This is a genomic window from Piscinibacter gummiphilus, from assembly GCF_032681285.1.
Lineage (GTDB): Bacteria > Pseudomonadota > Gammaproteobacteria > Burkholderiales > Burkholderiaceae_C > Rhizobacter > Rhizobacter gummiphilus_A.
On record NZ_CP136337.1, the window covers coordinates 17012 to 34502 of the forward strand.

At 59.2% G+C, this 17491-nt stretch carries 11 protein-coding genes; 10 read left to right on the plus strand and 1 reads right to left on the minus strand.

The window, feature by feature from the left end; all coding sequences use genetic code 11:
* Positions 1-539 precede the first annotated feature (539 nt).
* The 8 genes from RXV79_RS26640 (at position 540) to RXV79_RS26675 (ending at position 9540) form a co-directional block, all read left to right on the plus strand.
* Positions 540-2495, plus strand: a complete 1956-nt coding sequence (locus RXV79_RS26640; RefSeq protein ID WP_316704401.1) for a site-specific integrase — start codon at positions 540-542, stop codon at positions 2493-2495.
* A gap of 245 nt (positions 2496-2740) precedes the next feature.
* Positions 2741-3421, plus strand: coding sequence for an AAA family ATPase (locus tag RXV79_RS26645; RefSeq protein ID WP_316704402.1), 681 nt, complete (start codon positions 2741-2743; stop codon positions 3419-3421).
* Positions 3422-3483: 62 nt separating this feature from the next.
* Positions 3484-4428 (plus strand): ParB/RepB/Spo0J family partition protein, encoded by a 945-nt coding sequence (locus tag RXV79_RS26650; RefSeq protein ID WP_316704403.1) that lies wholly within the window; start codon positions 3484-3486, stop codon positions 4426-4428.
* Positions 4429-4899: 471 nt separating this feature from the next.
* The gene (gene trfA, locus RXV79_RS26655; RefSeq protein ID WP_316704405.1) at positions 4900-5796 is read left to right on the plus strand and encodes a plasmid replication initiator TrfA; all 897 of its coding nucleotides are present in this window, start codon (positions 4900-4902) and stop codon (positions 5794-5796) included.
* 144 nt (positions 5797-5940) lie between these two features.
* Complete coding sequence (locus RXV79_RS26660; RefSeq protein WP_316704406.1) at positions 5941-6903, plus strand: hypothetical protein; 963 nt, start codon at positions 5941-5943, stop codon at positions 6901-6903.
* A gap of 81 nt (positions 6904-6984) precedes the next feature.
* A complete protein-coding gene (gene dnaB / locus RXV79_RS26665; RefSeq protein ID WP_316704408.1) occupies positions 6985-8406 on the plus strand; it encodes a replicative DNA helicase in 1422 nt (473 codons plus the stop codon).
* A 382-nt stretch (positions 8407-8788) separates the two neighbouring features.
* Entirely contained in the window at positions 8789-8977 is a 189-nt protein-coding gene (locus RXV79_RS26670; protein WP_316704410.1) for a hypothetical protein, read from the plus strand.
* A 44-nt stretch (positions 8978-9021) separates the two neighbouring features.
* Positions 9022-9540 (plus strand): hypothetical protein, encoded by a 519-nt coding sequence (locus tag RXV79_RS26675; RefSeq protein WP_316704412.1) that lies wholly within the window; start codon positions 9022-9024, stop codon positions 9538-9540.
* A gap of 104 nt (positions 9541-9644) precedes the next feature.
* Here the strand turns inward: RXV79_RS26675 and RXV79_RS26680 are convergent, their stop codons facing one another.
* Positions 9645-14633, minus strand: a complete 4989-nt coding sequence (locus RXV79_RS26680; protein ID WP_316704414.1) for a helicase-related protein — start codon at positions 14631-14633, stop codon at positions 9645-9647.
* Between the two features lie 530 nt (positions 14634-15163).
* Between RXV79_RS26680 and RXV79_RS26685 the strand changes: the two genes are divergently transcribed.
* A complete protein-coding gene (locus tag RXV79_RS26685) occupies positions 15164-16075 on the plus strand; it encodes a site-specific integrase (protein ID WP_316704416.1) in 912 nt (303 codons plus the stop codon).
* Positions 16072-17451, plus strand: coding sequence for a DUF1173 family protein (locus RXV79_RS26690; protein WP_316704418.1), 1380 nt, complete (start codon positions 16072-16074; stop codon positions 17449-17451). The genes RXV79_RS26685 and RXV79_RS26690 overlap by 4 nt, the downstream gene beginning before the upstream one ends.
* Positions 17452-17491 lie beyond the last annotated feature (40 nt).

Sequence of the window (17491 nt, forward strand, 5' to 3'; positions counted from 1 at the left end):
ACCCAAGTACTCTCCTGATAGCGCTCAAGAATCTTGACCTTCGCATTCGCCTGCTCGACCGGCAGGCCGAGCCCCAACCTCACGACTCAGTGGCATTAACTTCAGAGGCACGATGGAGTTCAGCGTCGCACCCTATGGCGACGCACTTCTGGACCGCGCGGCCCGACGTCGCGCGGCGGGATGAAGGCATGTCCGACGCGGTGACCGTAAAAATCAGCAGCAGAAATGGTGCAGCTCGCCAGATCCGCTAATGCATCACGCCATAACTCTTTGATTTCTAATGAAATTTTCTGAGGCACCGCAAAATTTGGTAGCTGGATTTCGTGTGCACAAAATTTGAGCAGACCGATTCGATTTTGGAATTTCGCGAAAGCTGCAGACTAAGCGCGATCGCTCGCGACGCATCGGATTTTTCTTTTTAGGGCCTAAACCGATGATAACCTATACTATCATCGGAAAGCATCCAGTTTGTATTGAGAGCCCGCCGCCACTACAAAACGGCCGCAAATCGAAGCGTGACAAGCACTTAGGACACCTCCATGACCCGCGAGCTCGTTCCTGCAGGCAGCCGCGAGCTGACCCGCGACCACATCCGGTTCTACCGCGCGGTGATGGATGGGGTCGAGATGGCCAAGGCCTGGGCGACCTACCTGGCGGTCGACGGCGACTACCAGGACACCCTGGCGAAGGCGACGCTGGGCTGGGTGCGACAGGCGCTTATCCAGGAGGCCTTGGACGCTGGCCAGCCAGCCTTGGTGGGCCTGTTCCGACGCGAGCCGTGGCGGGTCAAGACGTCGACCACGACCAAGCCGACCCTCGCGGAGTTCTCAGAGCGTTTTGCCGACGCCGGCGACTGGAGCGAGGTGGAACTCCAGGCGATGTGGAAGGAGGAATACGGCGAAACGAATCCCTCCGAGGCACGAGCGGCCGCCCGCCGCGAGCGGCTGAACCAGCGGCTGCGCCAAGCCCTGCAGCTGCTCGAGCGAGCGACCCGGCGCTCGCCTGCGCGCGAAGATGCCGTTGAGCGGTGGCTGGCACCGAACCTGGCCAAGAACCTGGCCGCGGCCGGCTTGGCCTCACTGGGCGCCGTGGCTGACGCCCTGACGGCCCGCACGAACATCCGCTGGAAGGAGGTGCCGGGGGTGGGGGACGTGTGGGCCCGGCGCCTGCAGGAGTGGTTTGACGAGCATGGCCTGAAACCGCACCCCCCTGCCCTGCCCTTAGCCCCTCCGCCGCCACCCGCGAACGCCAGCAGGCTCGTTCCCTTGGAGCGTTTTGAGCTGCCGTTTGTAGGAGTGGCCCCCCTCCCCTCGCCCACCGGTTCAGCTCCCTTCAGCCAGGCCGGAAACGCCCTCGGCGTACAGAACGACAGGCAGGCCATCGAGAGCTGGCTGAAGGCCAAAGCGAGCAACGCCAACACATTGCGGTCCTACCGCAAGAACGCCGAGCGCCTCTTGCTGTGGTGCTACCTAGAGCGACGCAGAACCTTCTCACAACTGACGGTCGACGACGCAACCCACTATCGCTCGTGGCTAGAGAACCTTGGGAGGCTCGATGAAGCGACTTGGATCAAGGCAGGCTGGAGGCTCCCCGCGAGCGAGTGGATTGGCAAACGAGCCGCCAAGCGCGACACGCCGGAATGGCGTCCGTTCGACGGCCCGTTGTCGCCAGACTCGGTCAACCAGGATCTTCTGACGATCCGTTCGTTGTTCAAGTACCTGAAGGAGTTCAGGTACCTGCAGGACAACATTTGGGACGCGCTGGGTAAAACCCTTGCGACACGAATCAAGCTTGCGGACGCCACCGAACAATTTGTCGGCAGAAGCTTCACGGACGAGGAGTGGCGGCACGTTGTGTCCCCTCTGTCTCCGGACGGACCGGAGCTTGAGCGACGCCTCTTGCTGGTGCTATGGCTCGGATTCGGCTGTGGGCTTCGAGCGCGAGAAATGCTTTCACTCAAATTAGGAAGCATTCGACCAGGTCGGGAAAAGTGGCGCCTCAAAGTACTCGGCAAGGGCAATAAAACTCGGCTCGTTCCCCTCACCTCCCCTACTCGTCTTGCCCTGCTTGGATACCTGGACAGCGTGAAGGTCAACTTCGACAAAGTCATAGAGGCCACGCGCGCTCGGGAGGGGCACCCGACGTTTGAAGAGCCTCTACTCCGCAGTCGCCGAGGAAGGCGAGGCGGATCGAGCCCAGAGGCACGGGACGCATTGCAATACACACAACTCTACGACTCACTAAAGAGCCATTTGAAGGCGCGCGCAGCTGAACTCGCAGCGTCCAACCCGGAGGCAGCCGCGAAGTTCCGTGATGCTTCCACACACTGGCTTCGGCACACCTGCGCGACCCTTGCATTGAAGAACGGTGTACCTCTACCCGGCGTCCAGAAGCTCTTGGGGCACACAACGCTCAACACGACATCCACCTATGTGACGGAAGACGATGAGGCGCTCGGCGTAGACATGGAGCGCTTCACAAGCCGCTTCTCGTGAATGTCTCATGCGCAGTTTCCACGTGGAAACTGCGCGGAGGTGGTTCAGAGCAGGCTAGTTTCCACGTGGAAAACTACGGAGGCCGGTGGCAAGTTTCCACGTGGAAACTGGTCTATGCGTCCACTTAAAACGACAACTCAATTGCAAAAGGCCCGTAGTTTGAACTTTCATTTGACCGTGACAAAGTCGTCTTCTACATTCCGAACAACTCAGTTTCCACGTGGAAACTCTTCAGGAGCGGAGCTTTGACAGCAAAAATCATCACTGTGTTCAATGAGAAGGGTGGCGCCGGAAAGACGACGGTGGCAGTTCACATTGCTGGGACGTTGGGCAAGAGGGGAAATCGAGTAAAGCTCATCGACATCGACCCTCAAAACACATCGTCTCGTTGGGTCGCTCAAGCACGCGACCACAAAGAATTTCCCGCACGAATCGCAAACCTAAGTGCGTTGGGAGGAAACGTGCACCGGGAGATGAGGCACGACATGGATTCTTTCGACTATATAGTCGTAGATTGCCCACCATCGTCTGAATCCCCGGCGGCCAACTCGGCACTCACCGTTTCGGACTTGGCCGTGGTGCCGGTCGTGCCGTCGCCGAACGATCTATGGGCGGTCGCAACAGCGAAGCGGTTGGTAAGCACTGCGATGCACACCAATCGAGACCTGCGCGGGGTGACTGTGCTGAACATGGTTCAGCGAACCACGTTGGCAGCAGTCGCGGCCGAAGAATTGGGAAAGGACACGGCAATTCCGCTGCTGAAAACACAGCTGGGGCTGAGAAGCGCCTACAAGGAGTGTCCCCTGGTGGGAGGAACGGTCCATGACATCAGACGGGCGAAAGAAGCTGTCAGCGAAGTCGAGTCAATGGTTGACGAAATCCTGAGTGCGCTGGAGACGCGCCAAGAGAAGGGCAAGAAGCAATGACGGGCCAACAGAAGGTGAAAACTTCAAAGTCGAAGGCGCTCGCGAGTGCGTTGAGCGGGTCCATGAGCGGGAACGAGACGGCGATCGACGCGCGCTTCGCAGCTGCTGACCGGGTACTACAACAAACTGGCGGGAGCCTTCTGAGGCCGGCGGCGGCAGACCCTCAGATAGACCGCCAGTCGGAAAGCGCCTCGACGGCGACGACAGAGGGCGTAATTGAGGTGCTTTTGGAGCATGCGCACCCCAACGACGAAAACAGCCGGCAGACGTTCCCGGACGAAGACATCGAAGAGCTCGCACAGAGCATGCGTGAACATGGGCAGAAGGACCCCGCGAGAGCCATGCCTCACCCAGAGCGGCCCGGTGAATGGCTCCTCTTGTCTTCTCACAAACGGAAGTTGGCGCTGCAGCGTGCAGGCATCAAGACGATAAAGCTTCTCCCGCATGCCCCGGTGTACGGCTTTGATCGATACGTCCTGTCGACTGAGCTGAATCGCCACACGGCGGAAACAGCTCTCGACCAGGCCTTGTCCTGGCAGATCCAACTGAGGAAGGGTTACGTAGCCAGCTTGGACGAGATTGCTTCGAAGTTGAAGCTTCAGAAGAGCCAAGTCTCGAAGATCATGGCATTCACCAAGCTACCTGAAACGGTGTTGGCAGAAATCAGGAAGCATCCACGGGCCTTCGGACCGGCTACGGGGCAGCTGCTCTCCCAGCTTGTCGGCCTCACGACCGAAAAAGAGTTGCTCGACCTGGTGGAAGGGATCATCAAAGGACAGATCTCGGTCCGCCGGCTCGAAAAAGAGGTCGAGAGCCGGCAACGAGGTCAGAAGTCTAGGCGCACGAAGTTAAACAGCAGGCAGTACAAGCTGCAAGCAGGCGGCCAGGAGGTCGGAGTTCTGAAGGACTGGGACGATGGTCGCGTGGTGCTGGAGATCAGACTCGAGGACCAGAAGCGCCGGGAGGCGCTGGTAGAGATGCTCAAGGGCGAATTTGCGAACGAATAGAAGAGTCCAGTTCGCCCTTTCAGGTACGGCGTGATCAAGGGACAACCAGCACGCGTGTACTCACTGCGCCTCAATACCTTTATCTTCGCCAGTCTTGCATTCGCCTTTTCAGGTATGCCGCGTCTGCGACGTTCGCCTTTTCAGGTATGAACCCGGCAGGCTCTTCGCCCTTTCAAGTAGGGTCGCCCGGTCTACTCAACACTTCGGTTGAGCCGATCTTGGCGCCAACGTTGCGCTTTTTGGGCCTGATTTCGGCTTGCCAAGGGCGTTTTGCATTGATAGCCAACGGAATCGGCCCCAAAACGGGCGATACCTGAAAGGGCGAACTCTTCTAAGCGCTTCAACAAGGGCGGAAAACGGCCAAATACCTGATAGGGCGAACGTCGTACCTGATAGGGCGAACGTCGTACCCAATAAGGCGAGATGAGGCGGCTGGCAGCATGTCCTGGGACTCAATCACAATCCGGTCTCATGGATTTAATCGTCCCTCCACCTAGCTCACCTAGCGAGCCTGTCAACAGCGTGCAGATGCCGCTGTGGGACGAGCGCAATCGCGGGCTTCCGGTGACCTTTGCAAAATCCGCGCTTTTTTCGGTCGGAGGCAAGCGTGAGCGTCGTCGACTCGACAAGCTGCCCATCGCATCGGAAGGCGAAACGGCGATGGTCTACACGGGGGAAGAGCTGAGAACGGACGATGAAGACGTTCTCATCCAACTCTTCCACCTGGCGCGCGGATCATCGGTCGACCGAAACGAAGGCATCAGCGTGCGGTTCTCTGGGCACCAAATGCTCCGCGAGCTCGACTGGAAGGTATCCAAGGAGGGATACGAGCGGCTCAAGGCCTGCCTAACCCGGATGCAGAACGGATCGTTGCACCAAACGTGGAAGGTCAAGAACCGCAAGATGGTTTATGCGGCCAACATCATTCGCAAGTGGGTGTTGGCAGAAGGTGGGCCGAAACAGCAACAGTGGTGCGTATGGCTCGAACCTGAAATCAGGCACCTCTTCGATCCGAACTACGCGCTCCTCGACTGGAACGAGCGCATGAGCGTGAGCAAACCGATTGCACGCTGGTTGCACGCTTTCATGGCACCGGTTGCGAAGAGCGAAGTGTTCGTGGCCCCGGAGGAAGTGATCCGGAAACTCAGCGGCTCAACAGCGTCGACGATGCCGAAGTTTCGTCAGTCGCTGAAAGAAGCTCTGAAGGAAATGGAGCATGCACGTTTGATCTTCTCGTGGAAGCTTTGGGACGGGTACCTCTACGTGGCACGCGAGCCAGACCAAGACATCAACAGAGCAACTCAAGCCGCAGCGCTCGAGTACGCCAAGCAGCAAAGAGCGGAAGCATCGAATGAAGTGACATCCTAGAAAGCGAAAGTGCCCGGCGACGGCAATCGGCGGGCACTTCCTGTGTCTTAACGACACCCCAAACGCACCTTTTGGCTCCGGTGTGCAGGTTGGTGGGACTTTAGGTCTCGCCAGGGGTGTTGTCAACCTCGTCGGGAGAACGACATGACTACCCCCGTATGTGAATACGCAGGCAAGGATTTGCCTCAGCTTATTCAGCGCGCGATTGCGCGATGCATGGATCCAGCATTCCCTGTAAAGCTCAACGCACCTGAGAGAGTGGCGTTGGCCACGCTGTTGCGCCGCGTAGAAGCGAAAGATGGGTCTGCGAGCTTCTGGGTCAAGCGATGCAACTTGGCAGAGCTGTTCGAGAAGGTGGAGCGGACAGTCAGCAATTGGCTGCAGGCACTTGAAGACGCAGGGTTGATCGTGAAAGAGCAGGGAAGGACGCGATGGGGCAATTTCTCGTGCATCACGGTTTGCCTCACAGAAGCGGCGACCAAGCTTCTTGGGTTGCAGGAAGCATCCAGTTCGATCAGGAAAAAAACTTCAGCCGGCCATAAAGAAGGCTTTAACCGAGACAGTCTCTACGAGAGACATCTCGCCGAGCCGGCGCGGACTCTCTCGACAGCTGGTCGAAGCGGAAACCGCAGTGTTCCCGACGACTGCTTGCCGCTGCTTGATCTGGGGCTAAGCGAGTCTGCCGTCTTCAAGCTGATGAGGATCTGCACGGAGCACAAGAAGCGACTTGGCTCGATCGTGACGGCCAGGCTGGAAGCAATACGAGGAAGCCGCAACCGGTTTGCGTACCTTCGAAAGCTCGCATCGGACAACATCGACTACGCCTCACTTCATGCGCTCGAAGTAGAGAAGGCTGAGAAGGTTGAAGCGGTCAAACAGACGCAGTCGATCGTCCAAACCTCTCGTCGGGAGTACGAGGACGCATGGATCCAGCCGAGGCCCGGTCTTCGGTTCTTCTTGAGGAGAGGAGGAGTACCGGACGAGTACCACCTGGTCGAAGGAACGTGGCGACTGGTAGGGGCGGTGATCGGAGAACGTCTCCTGAAGCTGTTTGAGCGAATCGACAAGGAGCGGCCGCCGCGCCTCAATGAGATGTCGACGAGCTGATTCTCGAGACTGTGCACTTCAGCGCTTACCAGCCGTGATGTGCGACCTTGAAGAGGTGACGTTTAGAACAAGGATGGACGTATGTCGTCAAGGCAGAAGTTCCAGGAACAGTATCGTCGCATTGAAGATGCCGAGGTTGAGCGGCTGCGTGTGCCACCGCACTCCATCGAAGCCGAACAGAGCGTGCTCGGCGGCCTGCTGATCGACAACAGCGCGTGGGACCGCGCCGGAGACCTGCTCAACGACAACGATTTCTATCGCCATGAGCATCAGCTGATCTACGCGGCGATCGGTGGGCTCATCAACAACGCCAAGCCGGCTGACGTCATCACCGTCTTCGAGCAGCTGCAAAGCCTCGGCAAGGCCGAAGCCTGCGGCGGCCTCGTGTACCTCAATGCACTCGCGCAGAGCGTGCCGAGCGCTGCGAACCTGCGCCGCTACGCCGAGATCGTGAGGGAGCGCGCTGTGCTGCGAAAGCTCGTCTCCGCGAGCGACGAGATCGCCACGGCCGCGTTCAATCCGCAGGGCCGCCCGGTGCCGCAGATCCTCGACGAAGCCGAGAGCAAGATCTTCAAGATCGGCGAAGAAGGCTCCCGCTCGCGCCAGGGCTTCATCAGCATGGACACGCTGGTGGTGCAGCTCATCGACCGGGTGAACGAGCTGCACGAGAACGGCGCCGAAGAAGTGACGGGCGTTCGCACCGGCTTCTACGACATGGACAAGATGACCGCCGGCCTGCAGCCCGGCGATCTCATCGTGCTGGCCGCACGCCCTTCGATGGGCAAGACCGCTTTCGCGCTCAACATCGCCGAGAACGTGGCGGTGAACGAGGGCCTGCCCGTCGTCGTGTTCTCGATGGAAATGGGCGCGGCACAGCTCGCCCTGCGGATGGTCGGTTCGCTCGGGCGCATCGACCAGTCGCACCTGCGTACCGGCAAGCTGCTCGACGACGAATGGGGCCGCCTCTCCGAAGCCGTCGAGAAGCTCGGCAAGGCCGCGGTCTTCATCGACGAAGGCTCGGCCTTGAGCCCCAGCGAACTGCGCGCCCGCGCGCGCCGACAGGCCCGCCAGTGTGGGCAGCTCGGCCTCATCGTCGTCGACTACCTGCAGCTGATGAGCGGCAGCGGCGGGGGCTCGGAAGAAAACCGCGCCACCGTGATCGGCGAGATCTCGCGCGGCCTCAAGTCACTGGCCAAGGAACTGAAGTGCCCGGTGATCGCGCTCTCGCAGCTCAACCGGAGCGTGGAAACCCGGACCGACAAGCGGCCGATGATGAGCGACCTTCGCGAATCGGGCGCCATCGAGCAGGACGCGGACGTGATCATGTTCATCTACCGCGACGACTACTATCTGAAGGAGCAGTCGAAGGAGCCGGGCGTGGCCGAGATCATCATCGGCAAGCAGCGTAACGGCCCCACCGGCACCGTGAAGCTCGCGTTCCTCAAGCCCCTGACGAAATTCGAGAACATGGCGCCGGGGAGCGCAGGCGGCGACTTCTATTGAAAATGCGAAACCGCGTTACTTTTCCGGCTCGGCTTGTAGTGCCTATGCATCGATTGCAGGGATCGATTCTTCGTCTGCCAGGACGTCGCCAGGAGGAGGCACTCAGTAGGATCACAAGCCCCGTTTCCTAACTTTTAGGTTGTGGACAGTTAGGACAAATAGAAATCTTAGGGAGAAAAGCCAGATTGGGGCTCCATGGCAGAGCGGAATGTTCGGCGGACGTATAGCCGACTGCAGCCGCATTTCCCGGGAGGTGCCTGGGTTCGCCGCTGACCGTCAGATGCCGAGTCGGTTTGCGCCTTGCTCGTGTCTTTGCTGGGTGAGACACGGACGGAAACCTAGGCGCATTTGGCCTGACGATTTGCGGAATAGGATTAGCACCATGCAAGCTGAGACTCCCGACGCGCACCAAGAGGTGGATTTGTTTGATGTGATGGCAGCGCGAATTCGTGCTGGCGAGCCCATCCACATCCAGGTGCCATTCCCTGAAGTTCTAGGCAGGACGATCCTCGCGCAGATCGAGCGACTGAAGCGTGAGACGGGCAAGCCTGTGCACGTCATCTTCTCCTGACCACGCAAAGCTCGATGAGCACGGCACACTATCTGGAGTAAAAGATGCCAAATAAGTTGAGACAGAACGAGACCACAGGAGTGCAGAGCCTTTCAACAGAAGAGCTGTTATCACTTGTGGCACTCACTGATTTTCGTAAGTACTCCGAACAAGTTGATCGTATTGCAGATGCCTTCGCAGAACTTTCACGTCGGCATACCCAGGTCTATGCGCTATCCATGATCGTCCAGTATGTGGAGGCTGGCTTTGTGTGGCAGGCATCAGAAGGTCACCGAAGGAACGCCAAACTGCAGCTTGCAAGCGATATGAAACCAGGTGCGATCTTCATGAGCGCGCCTGAAACGGGTGGCCGGGTCATCCGGCACCTTGAAAAGCATCAAGACATCGCGAGCGAGTTCTGGTACTTGGACACACAAACGGAGCGACATTTCGATGTGCGGGACTTTTCGCAGGAGATGCTCGGCGATGTATCTCGCGATGCCGTACTCGCTGGCGATCGACGGGCTCACAAAGCTGCGATCAAGAACGCAGTCGAAGCGGGCTTTGATATTGGCATGGCATAAGGGTCGAAGGCGCGCTGTGCGTATCCGCCTGGCGTCCCACTTGGATTGGTGAGGAACCAAAAAAATGCCCCACCGCAATGTGCGATGGGGCATCCGACTTGAAGTTAAGCAGCGATCTTCTCAGGCACGTCGTCGATGGCATTGCTACCGACTTCATCCTTTCCAAGATCCAACTCAGCATCGAGCTCGCGTTGTCGAGCTACCAGCGCTGTCAGCTTCTCTTGAAACTCGAACGGACGTCCAAGTTCTGCCTTCAGGGCCTCTAGCTTCTGACGCATCAGCCTCAACCGTTCAGAGCACTCTTGCCGGTGCGTCTCCATGCCGCTCAAAGTCTTGATCAGAGCGTCGAATAGTGCGGGGCCGGTTTGACAAGGAACGCAGTCGTGAGACGTGTCCCCCTTGACGAAGAGGTGAACTTCCTCCTCGACCCGACCAACTGCAACCCAGAGCTCGAATGCGCCGACGTTGCCAAGAAACTCATCCCGCGACATCCGCGACACTGAAGCTCGAGCAGCGCGCACGGACTGACGAAGGACGTCAGCCACTTGATCACGACCAAGGTAGCCGCGACCGTGCACTTTCACCTCGAGGTGCGACGTACTCAACACATCTGAAGCGCGTAGAACATCTGCTTCGAGCGCGGCGAGAAGCCTCTCGGTGCTGGCGATCCTCATCGGCAAGCTTGTGACTTCCGACTCGTTGCTGTAGCGCTGGTTGCGCCACACGGATAGAAGGGATGCGTACTTGGCGATCTCTGCGTCAACACCAGCCTTCTCGATCACCTTAGGATTGCCCGAGGCGAGCGCCTTCACTTCAGCATAGGTCAGCGTTGCGAGCTCCACATCTTCGACGGTCCGAATTGCCTTGTCTCCGCTCATCACCTGAGTAATGAACTTCGCCTTGGTGGTCACCGTCTGCCAACTGTAGGCGTCGAAACTGCCCTCTGTGACGTAGCGAATGATCTCCACTTCTTCGCACTCATTGCCTTGCCGCAAGATTCGGCCCTCGCGCTGTTCGATGTCGCAAGGCCGCCATGGGCAGTCGAGTTCATGCAGCGCCACCAAACGGCGTTGTACGTTTGTCCCAACGCCCATCTTCTGCGTCGACCCAAGCAGCACTCGAACCTTACCTTCGCGCACTTGGCGGAAAAGTCGGGCCTTCTGGCTGTCTGAATCAGCGTCATGGATGAACGCGATTTCACTCGCAGGGATTCCCAATGCCTTGAGCTCGTCACGAAGCGCGTGGTAAACGCTGAAGCGACCGGAGCTGGTAGGCGTTGAAAGGTCGCAGAAGACCAGCTGGGCCCTTTTGAGGTCAGTGGTTTCGTTCCAGATGCGACGCACTTCCAGTGCACACATTGCGACCTTGCCTTCTGGATCCGCAGGAAGCGAGCTGTCAATCAGCCTCATGTCCAGCGCAGCCATCCGACCTTCAGTCGTGATCAAAAGCATGTTGTCCTTCGTGGGGTCAACGCGCTTTGTCTTCAGCGTCTCTGCACGCTTCACCAGGGTTCTGACGAAGGCTCTGAGTTCCTCACTTGGCTTGCAGACGACGGTCCTCGGCTTGTCGCCTTTCAGTCTAGGTACCGCAAGCTTCAACATCTCGCGTGTGCGGATGTCGGAGACGTCGCAGAAGATCGACATGAGATCTGGCACGTTAATGAAACGCGCAAACCTAGAGGCCATGCGATAGCCGCTACCGTCTGGCGCGAGTTCCAGTGTGTTCACCGTCTCACCAAACGTCGCCGCCCATGCGTCGAACTGTTCAAGGCCAAAGGCTCTCAATGTGTTCGGCTGGAGGTAGCGTTGAAAGACGTGTACCTCGGCGAGCGAGTTGCTGATGGGAGTGGCCGTCGCCATCACAATGCCGCGGTGTTCGCCTCCGTAGAGACTCATCGTGTAGCGGGTCTTCAGATACAAGTCGAAAGCTCGCTGAGAGTTGCTGAGTGGTAATCCAGCTATGCGAGCCATCTTCGTGTGTCTAAATAAGTTTTTCCCGGCATGGGCTTCATCTATTGCAATGAAGTCAATTCCGAGCGACTCCCAGCTCAGGAAATCGTCCTTCCTCTCGATGTTCTCTAGCCTTTCGAGCCGAAGCTTCCAGGCCTTCTTCATCCTCTCGAGTTGTTTGACGATCCTGTTCGAGCGGTAGTCTTCTTTGGAGGCTCGAACTGCCATCTCGATCTCGCTGATGATCTCCTTGATGAACCGTCGTGTGAACTCGGCCGACATAGGGAGCATCTCGAACGTCGAGTGCGTCATGACGATCGCATCCCAATCACCCGTGGCAACACGCGCGACAAACTCTCGCCGGCGATCACCTGCTAGGTCTTCCTTCGTGGCCATCAGCACCGAGGCTGACGGATACAGCCTCACCAACTCTGCGGTGTACTGCTCGAGCGTGCTGTTCTGGACGATGTGTGTTGGCTTGTTGGCCAACCCAAGCCGTCGGAGCTCCATTCCCGCGCAGGCGAGGATGGCGGTCTTTCCTGCCCCTACAGCGTGGAACAGACCGGTGTTGCCGGACTGCACGATCCGCCAGATGGCGTTTCGCTGGCTCTGGTGAAGGGTGAAGCAGTTCGAGAAGCCAGGAAGCGTCAGGTGTGAGCCGTCGAACTCCCTTTGGCGCAGACAGTTGAACAGGTCGTTGTAGATCCTGCACAGCCGATCGCGTCGAGGAGGATCCTCAAAACCCCATGCTGCAAACCGGTCTCGAATCAAAGCGAGCTTTTCTCGAGCCGCAAGGGTTTCTTCCTTGTTGACCACATACGCGCCATCCTTGAGTGGATGCGGGTCGCGCACTGTTGGTGTCTGCACATTGAGTGCATTCATAACCAGGTCCATGGCGTGCATCCTTGCGGTCCCGTATTCCTGGGTGCAAACGACGTTCTGCCGGACTGTCCAGTCGTTGAATGTCACTGACCAGGTGCCGGCAACAGCCATGTAGCGCACTGAGACGTTCTCGACCTTCAATACTTCCCTCGCGAACGCTTCAATGACATCGGCCGGAACCCACACTGCACCGAGGCGTAGCGAGATGTCTCCTGGCGGCAGGTCTTCTGGGATCACCTTCTCAAGAGCGCTGACGTTGGCCTGGTAGGCATCGCCCGCGCTCAAGGCTGCGTTCAGCTTGCGCTTCACATCGCCCGACAGGTATTGATCCGCTGGTTCCCACTTGCCGCTTTCAGGGTTGCAGAAAATCATCCCTCGCCCATGAAGGTCCGAGATGACCTCTTCTGGTTTGGCCAGTAGGAGACGTCCCATGTAGTCGGCGTCAACCCGCCCCTTCCATTGCATGGAGAGAGCGAGAGCCTCGTCTGGGTTACCAGCGGTTGTAGCCTCCCTCACGGGAGAGACGGTTCTCTGACGGAAGATCGCTGCCTTGGTGGCGGTGTCCTCCTCTTCGTCATAGTGCTCAAGTGACAAGAGCAGCGGATAGTCCGGGTCGCGTCGGAAAGCGAGGGCGTTGGCCCGTGAGGACAAACAACCATGCTTTTGCACGAACCGGTCGTAGCTATGGTTGAAGCTACGTCGCTGACTCTCAAGCTCTGCGTCAGCCGCTTCGCCGAGTTGTGCATTCAAGAGCGCTCTTGCTCGATCGCGGATGTCCACCATCCCGGCGACGCGCTGCCGAGCTGTAGCGTTCAGTTGTTCATGCAGATCCTGAACATGCTCGCCCTCAACCCTGCCAATCCGGCCGTCATGAATGACGAACGAACCAGGCCGGGACCCGGGTGGCGCTGCAGCAAGGTTCCTTGCTGGCCGCTGTTCGGCTGATGCCGAAGTGCGGGGCGTGTAGGCCCCCTCCGGGAAGAGGGGCAGGGCACCGTCGAGCGCCGTCTTGAGGTCGCCGTCCAACACGGCCGTCGGGACCGCTTCATAGCCGTTGGCGACCTTGTCGATCTTGCCGAGAACGCGTTCCGGAGATCTGACGAATGAGCTGTTGATGCGGAGATACTGGTCGTAGCAACCAGCTTTCAGCATCGCCTTCGGCACGTAGCCGAGGTCCAGCCAGTCGGCCGCGGGCGCTGACTTGCCTGATACCCGCTTTTGGAGCACCACCAAGTCGGCTTGCACACTGGTCGAGGCAAGCCTCTCGAATGTGCCCGACGGCAGCCGTATGGCCCCGACAAGATCGGCTTCGGACGCCACGTGGGCTCGTATGGAGTCGTCACCGCCATCCATGAAGTAGGTTGACGTGATCACGCAGACCAAGCCGCCTGGGCGAACCACATCCAGTGCGCGGCCTATGAACCAGTTGTGGATGCTGGCTCGGCTGTAAGGTCGATTCCGATGGTCCAGAACGCCGTATTGGCCGAATGGTACGTTCGTCAGGACGAGGTCCCACGAGGCATCAGCGAGCTTTGCGTTCTCGAATCCGCTGATGCGGACGTCGACTTGCGCGCCGTAGAGCAATCGCAGGATGCGACCAGACAGACGATCGATCTCGATGGCCGTGACGCGGCTCCGCTCTGCAATTTCGGCTGGCATGCAGCCAATGAAGTGACCGATGCCGGCACTCGGCTCCAGGATGGATCCTCCAGTGAAGCCGAGGCGTTGCAGGATGGACCATACCCAGTGGATGACCACAGGGTCGGTGTAGTGGCTGTTGTTGACGGAGGACCGAGCGGACTCGAAATCCTCAGCATCTAGCAGCTGCCGAAGGAGAACGGCACGTCGAGCCCAAGCAGGTTCACGCGCGTCCTCGTTGAAGCTGGCCGGGATGCCGCCCCAGCCGGTGTAGCGCAGCAACCTCCTGCGTTCTTCTTCCGTTGGCCCACGGCAGGAAGCTTCGATTGACATGAGGGTCTCAATCGCTTCCACGTTCGCGTCGAACTTGACGACGGTCGAGTCGAGGCCCATCAGGGTGGTGTCGCTCCACGATGGCCAAGCGTTGCGAAGTAGGGCTGGTGCTGGCGCGGCAAAAGCGGGACGCCAGGCCTTCCGGATCGCTGCGTGTGCCTCTGCCAGCGGGACTGGCGGAGCGGCAGGAGCTTCCGGAATCTGCACCGCGAACAGGTCTGGTGCCGGAGGCTCGTCGATGAACTCGAAGCCTGGTAGCCATAGGGATGTGTCCCCGGGCTTTGCTTTCATGTGTTTCTCCAGAAATGGAGAGCGCACGTTTCCCCGAGGGGGAGCGCGAGCTCCCCGGTTGGGGATAAGGACCTGGCCGGCGAGCGGCTGTGTCCAGGAATGGCGATGCGAGGCCCATCGACCTGTTGGTCGAGAGCGCATGCATTGGTAGGGATGAGACCGCCAGAGTGGCGGCCGGTCGGCTAAGAAGCAGCCGAGATAGAAGGGCGGGTCACGACCGCTAACGCCAGCAGGGCCGGTCCGTCCAACTGGACGGGGTGGCATAGGCCACGAGGAACGTCACCAGTATCGAACACCTCGAGCCGTCTTGTGAAGAGGCCAGTTTTGATGTCGCACGCTCACTTTTCCTGTTTGCGCCACCAATTCTGAGCACGGGAACAACTTTCCTGTTGTCCTCAACCTTTCGGTTGATTGCTCTCTGCGTCGCTCGAAAAGCCCCGGATTTCTGATGGCCCCCGACTGAACGGCTCGGAACACTTTGCCTTCGCACCGCTTTGCGACAGATAGCGGCACGCGAGGGAAAAGAACCCATGAAGCCGCACACCGTCGAAAACGCAAGGCAGATGCTGGTGATGTTGACCAGCGGGCATTCGCTCGAGTTGGCGGGGAGAGCATTTGGCATCAGCAGGTCGACTGCAGACCGCGAGGTGAAGCGCCTGGTCGAGCTCCTGATCGCAAGCAACGAGATTGACGACTTCGTCGGTGACGAGCGGATCTCCGTTGAACGGATCAGGCAAGCCGGGCCCGAGTTGCTTGAGGCGGCACGCCGATACGACGGCTCGAAGGCGGGGAAGAAGAGTGCGCCCCTTTCTGCATCCTGGCTGGAAGGTGGGATTTCAAGGATCCGCTCACGAAGCGACAACGCGAATCGTGACGTAGCGCTTGTCTGCGTGCTGCTTGCTACCGGTGCGAAGCCGATCGAAATCGCAAAGCTCGAGGTCAGGGACTACCTGGATGCGCCTGGCGACGTTCGACAGCATTCAGAGATGCGCGCCGAAGTTGCCGCGAACGGTCTCGAAAGGCCCCTTCACTTCACCTCGCGCATGGCGATCGACGCGATCGATGCTTACCTGACAGAGCGTGTGCGACGCGGAATTGGTGCAGGCAGAACACAGCGGTTCAGAGGCCTCGACCCTCTGAGCAAGCTCTTTCTCACTGAGCTCGGTGAGCCGTTCGCCGTGACGCAGAGGGGGCACTGGGATCAGCGCGAGACATGCAGGCTGATCTTGGGCACCTATCAAACGATCTTCCGAAGGGCAGGGTGGTTCGGCTTCAGCGCGCAGCGAGCGCGACAGCACGTTGCCACAGAGCTCTACCGACGAGGCGCGGACGTGGGCCAGGTTGGTGAGCTGCTGGGACTGAAAAGCGAGCGTGCCGTCAGGCGGCTCATCGAGCAGCGCGGAAGTGAGTCTCTGGAAGTCCTGACGAAGGACATCGTTTGACCAGCAACTGGGGGCATGACATGGAAATCCAGTATTTCATTCGCGGCAGGACCTTCGATGTCGGAAGTCCCGGGCTCCAGGATGCGTTGGCGCAGATCTACCAAACGTCGGAGAGGCCGCGATGCATGTGTGTGAGCGGCGGCGTGGAGATGTACATCGCCAAGCACGGCGAGTTTGTCGTGAAGCGGATGCCGGACACGGGTCATCTTCACCATCCGACCTGCAGCTCGTTCGAGCCCGAACTGAGCACGTCGGGCCGCGGTGAGCTGATGGGCGACGCCATCATTTCCCACTCGCCCGACCAGATTGAGATCCGTACCGACTTCCCATTCTCGCGAGTGCCCGGCAAAGCATTGCCTCGGGGTGAGCCAGTGGTTGACCCTGCGGAGGTGCACGCGCCAAGGAAGCGGATGAGCCTGCGAGGGCTGCTGCACTTTCTCTACGAGACGGCTGGCTTCAACCGCTGGTACCCGGCGATGTTCGACCGTCGAAGCCAGTTCGTGATTCACAAGTACCTGACCGAGGCGGCCAGGGGCATCCAAGTGAAAGGTGGGTCGCTGGAGGAGCGCCTGTACGTTCCAGAGCCGTTCAAGTCGGAGAGGAAGGACGAGATTGGTGAGCGTCGCCGGCGGAAGCTTTCGATCTTGATGTCTCCCGAGGACGCGGTGCAGTTCAAGATGGCCATCGTGATCGGTGAGTTCGTCGGGTCTGAAGCGACACCGTTTGGGCGAAAGATCAAGGTCAAGCACATGCCCGATGTACCGCTGTACATCGAGTCCAAAGCATGGGAGCGGGTCGAAAAGGCATACGGACCGACCCTGCAGGCTAGAGACGCAGACGTAGACCGAAAGCCGAAGGCGTTGATGGCGGCTTTGATCTATGCAAAGCGCGAGCACCTGTACCAGGTCGACACGCTGAGCTTGATGATGGTCTCAGACCAGTGGATCCCGCTGGATGGCATCTACGAGTTGCCGCTGATTGAGCGCCTGCAGGCAGAGGGGCGGACCTTCCTCAAGCCGCTCAAGTACGACTCCAAGCATGGTGCCGCATTTCCGAACGTCCTTCTTTTGGACTGCGGTGCGTCGCCAGTGCCACTGCACGTGGTGAGCGCGTTCGCCGAGCCGAAAGAGCGCTCGGCCAAGGAGAAGGCGCTGCAAGCAGCCGGAGTCTCTGTGTGGGCCTGGCACACGGACAAGGCGATGCAAGAACTTCCCCCCCAAGCGCTCACGCGGGTGCACCAGGCCCCACGAAACCACACGCGGCCGCGGCCAGCGGCCCCCCAGGAGCGGCCGGAGGTCAGTGGTGACACCCCAGACAACCTGACACCGGCAGCGCCTGTCGACACCGCACACGCCCCACAGGGGCAGTTGCTTTAGCCAATGAGTCATTCCAACAGGAGGGAATAGTGCAAGAAAC

What these genes read in the sequence shown, in the direction of transcription:
- RXV79_RS26640 (WP_316704401.1), top strand. Translation starts at nt 540, where the DNA reads ATGACCCGCGAGCTCGTTCCTGCAGGCAGCCGCGAGCTGACCCGCGAC.
- RXV79_RS26650 (WP_316704403.1), top strand. Translation starts at nt 3,484, where the DNA reads ATGAGCGGGAACGAGACGGCGATCGACGCGCGCTTCGCAGCTGCTGAC.
- trfA (WP_316704405.1), top strand. Translation starts at nt 4,900, where the DNA reads ATGGATTTAATCGTCCCTCCACCTAGCTCACCTAGCGAGCCTGTCAAC.
- RXV79_RS26660 (WP_316704406.1), top strand. Translation starts at nt 5,941, where the DNA reads ATGACTACCCCCGTATGTGAATACGCAGGCAAGGATTTGCCTCAGCTT.
- dnaB (WP_316704408.1), top strand. Translation starts at nt 6,985, where the DNA reads ATGTCGTCAAGGCAGAAGTTCCAGGAACAGTATCGTCGCATTGAAGAT.
- RXV79_RS26670 (WP_316704410.1), top strand. Translation starts at nt 8,789, where the DNA reads ATGCAAGCTGAGACTCCCGACGCGCACCAAGAGGTGGATTTGTTTGAT.
- RXV79_RS26675 (WP_316704412.1), top strand. Translation starts at nt 9,022, where the DNA reads ATGCCAAATAAGTTGAGACAGAACGAGACCACAGGAGTGCAGAGCCTT.
- RXV79_RS26680 (WP_316704414.1), bottom strand. Translation starts at nt 14,633, where the DNA reads ATGAAAGCAAAGCCCGGGGACACATCCCTATGGCTACCAGGCTTCGAG.
- RXV79_RS26685 (WP_316704416.1), top strand. Translation starts at nt 15,164, where the DNA reads ATGAAGCCGCACACCGTCGAAAACGCAAGGCAGATGCTGGTGATGTTG.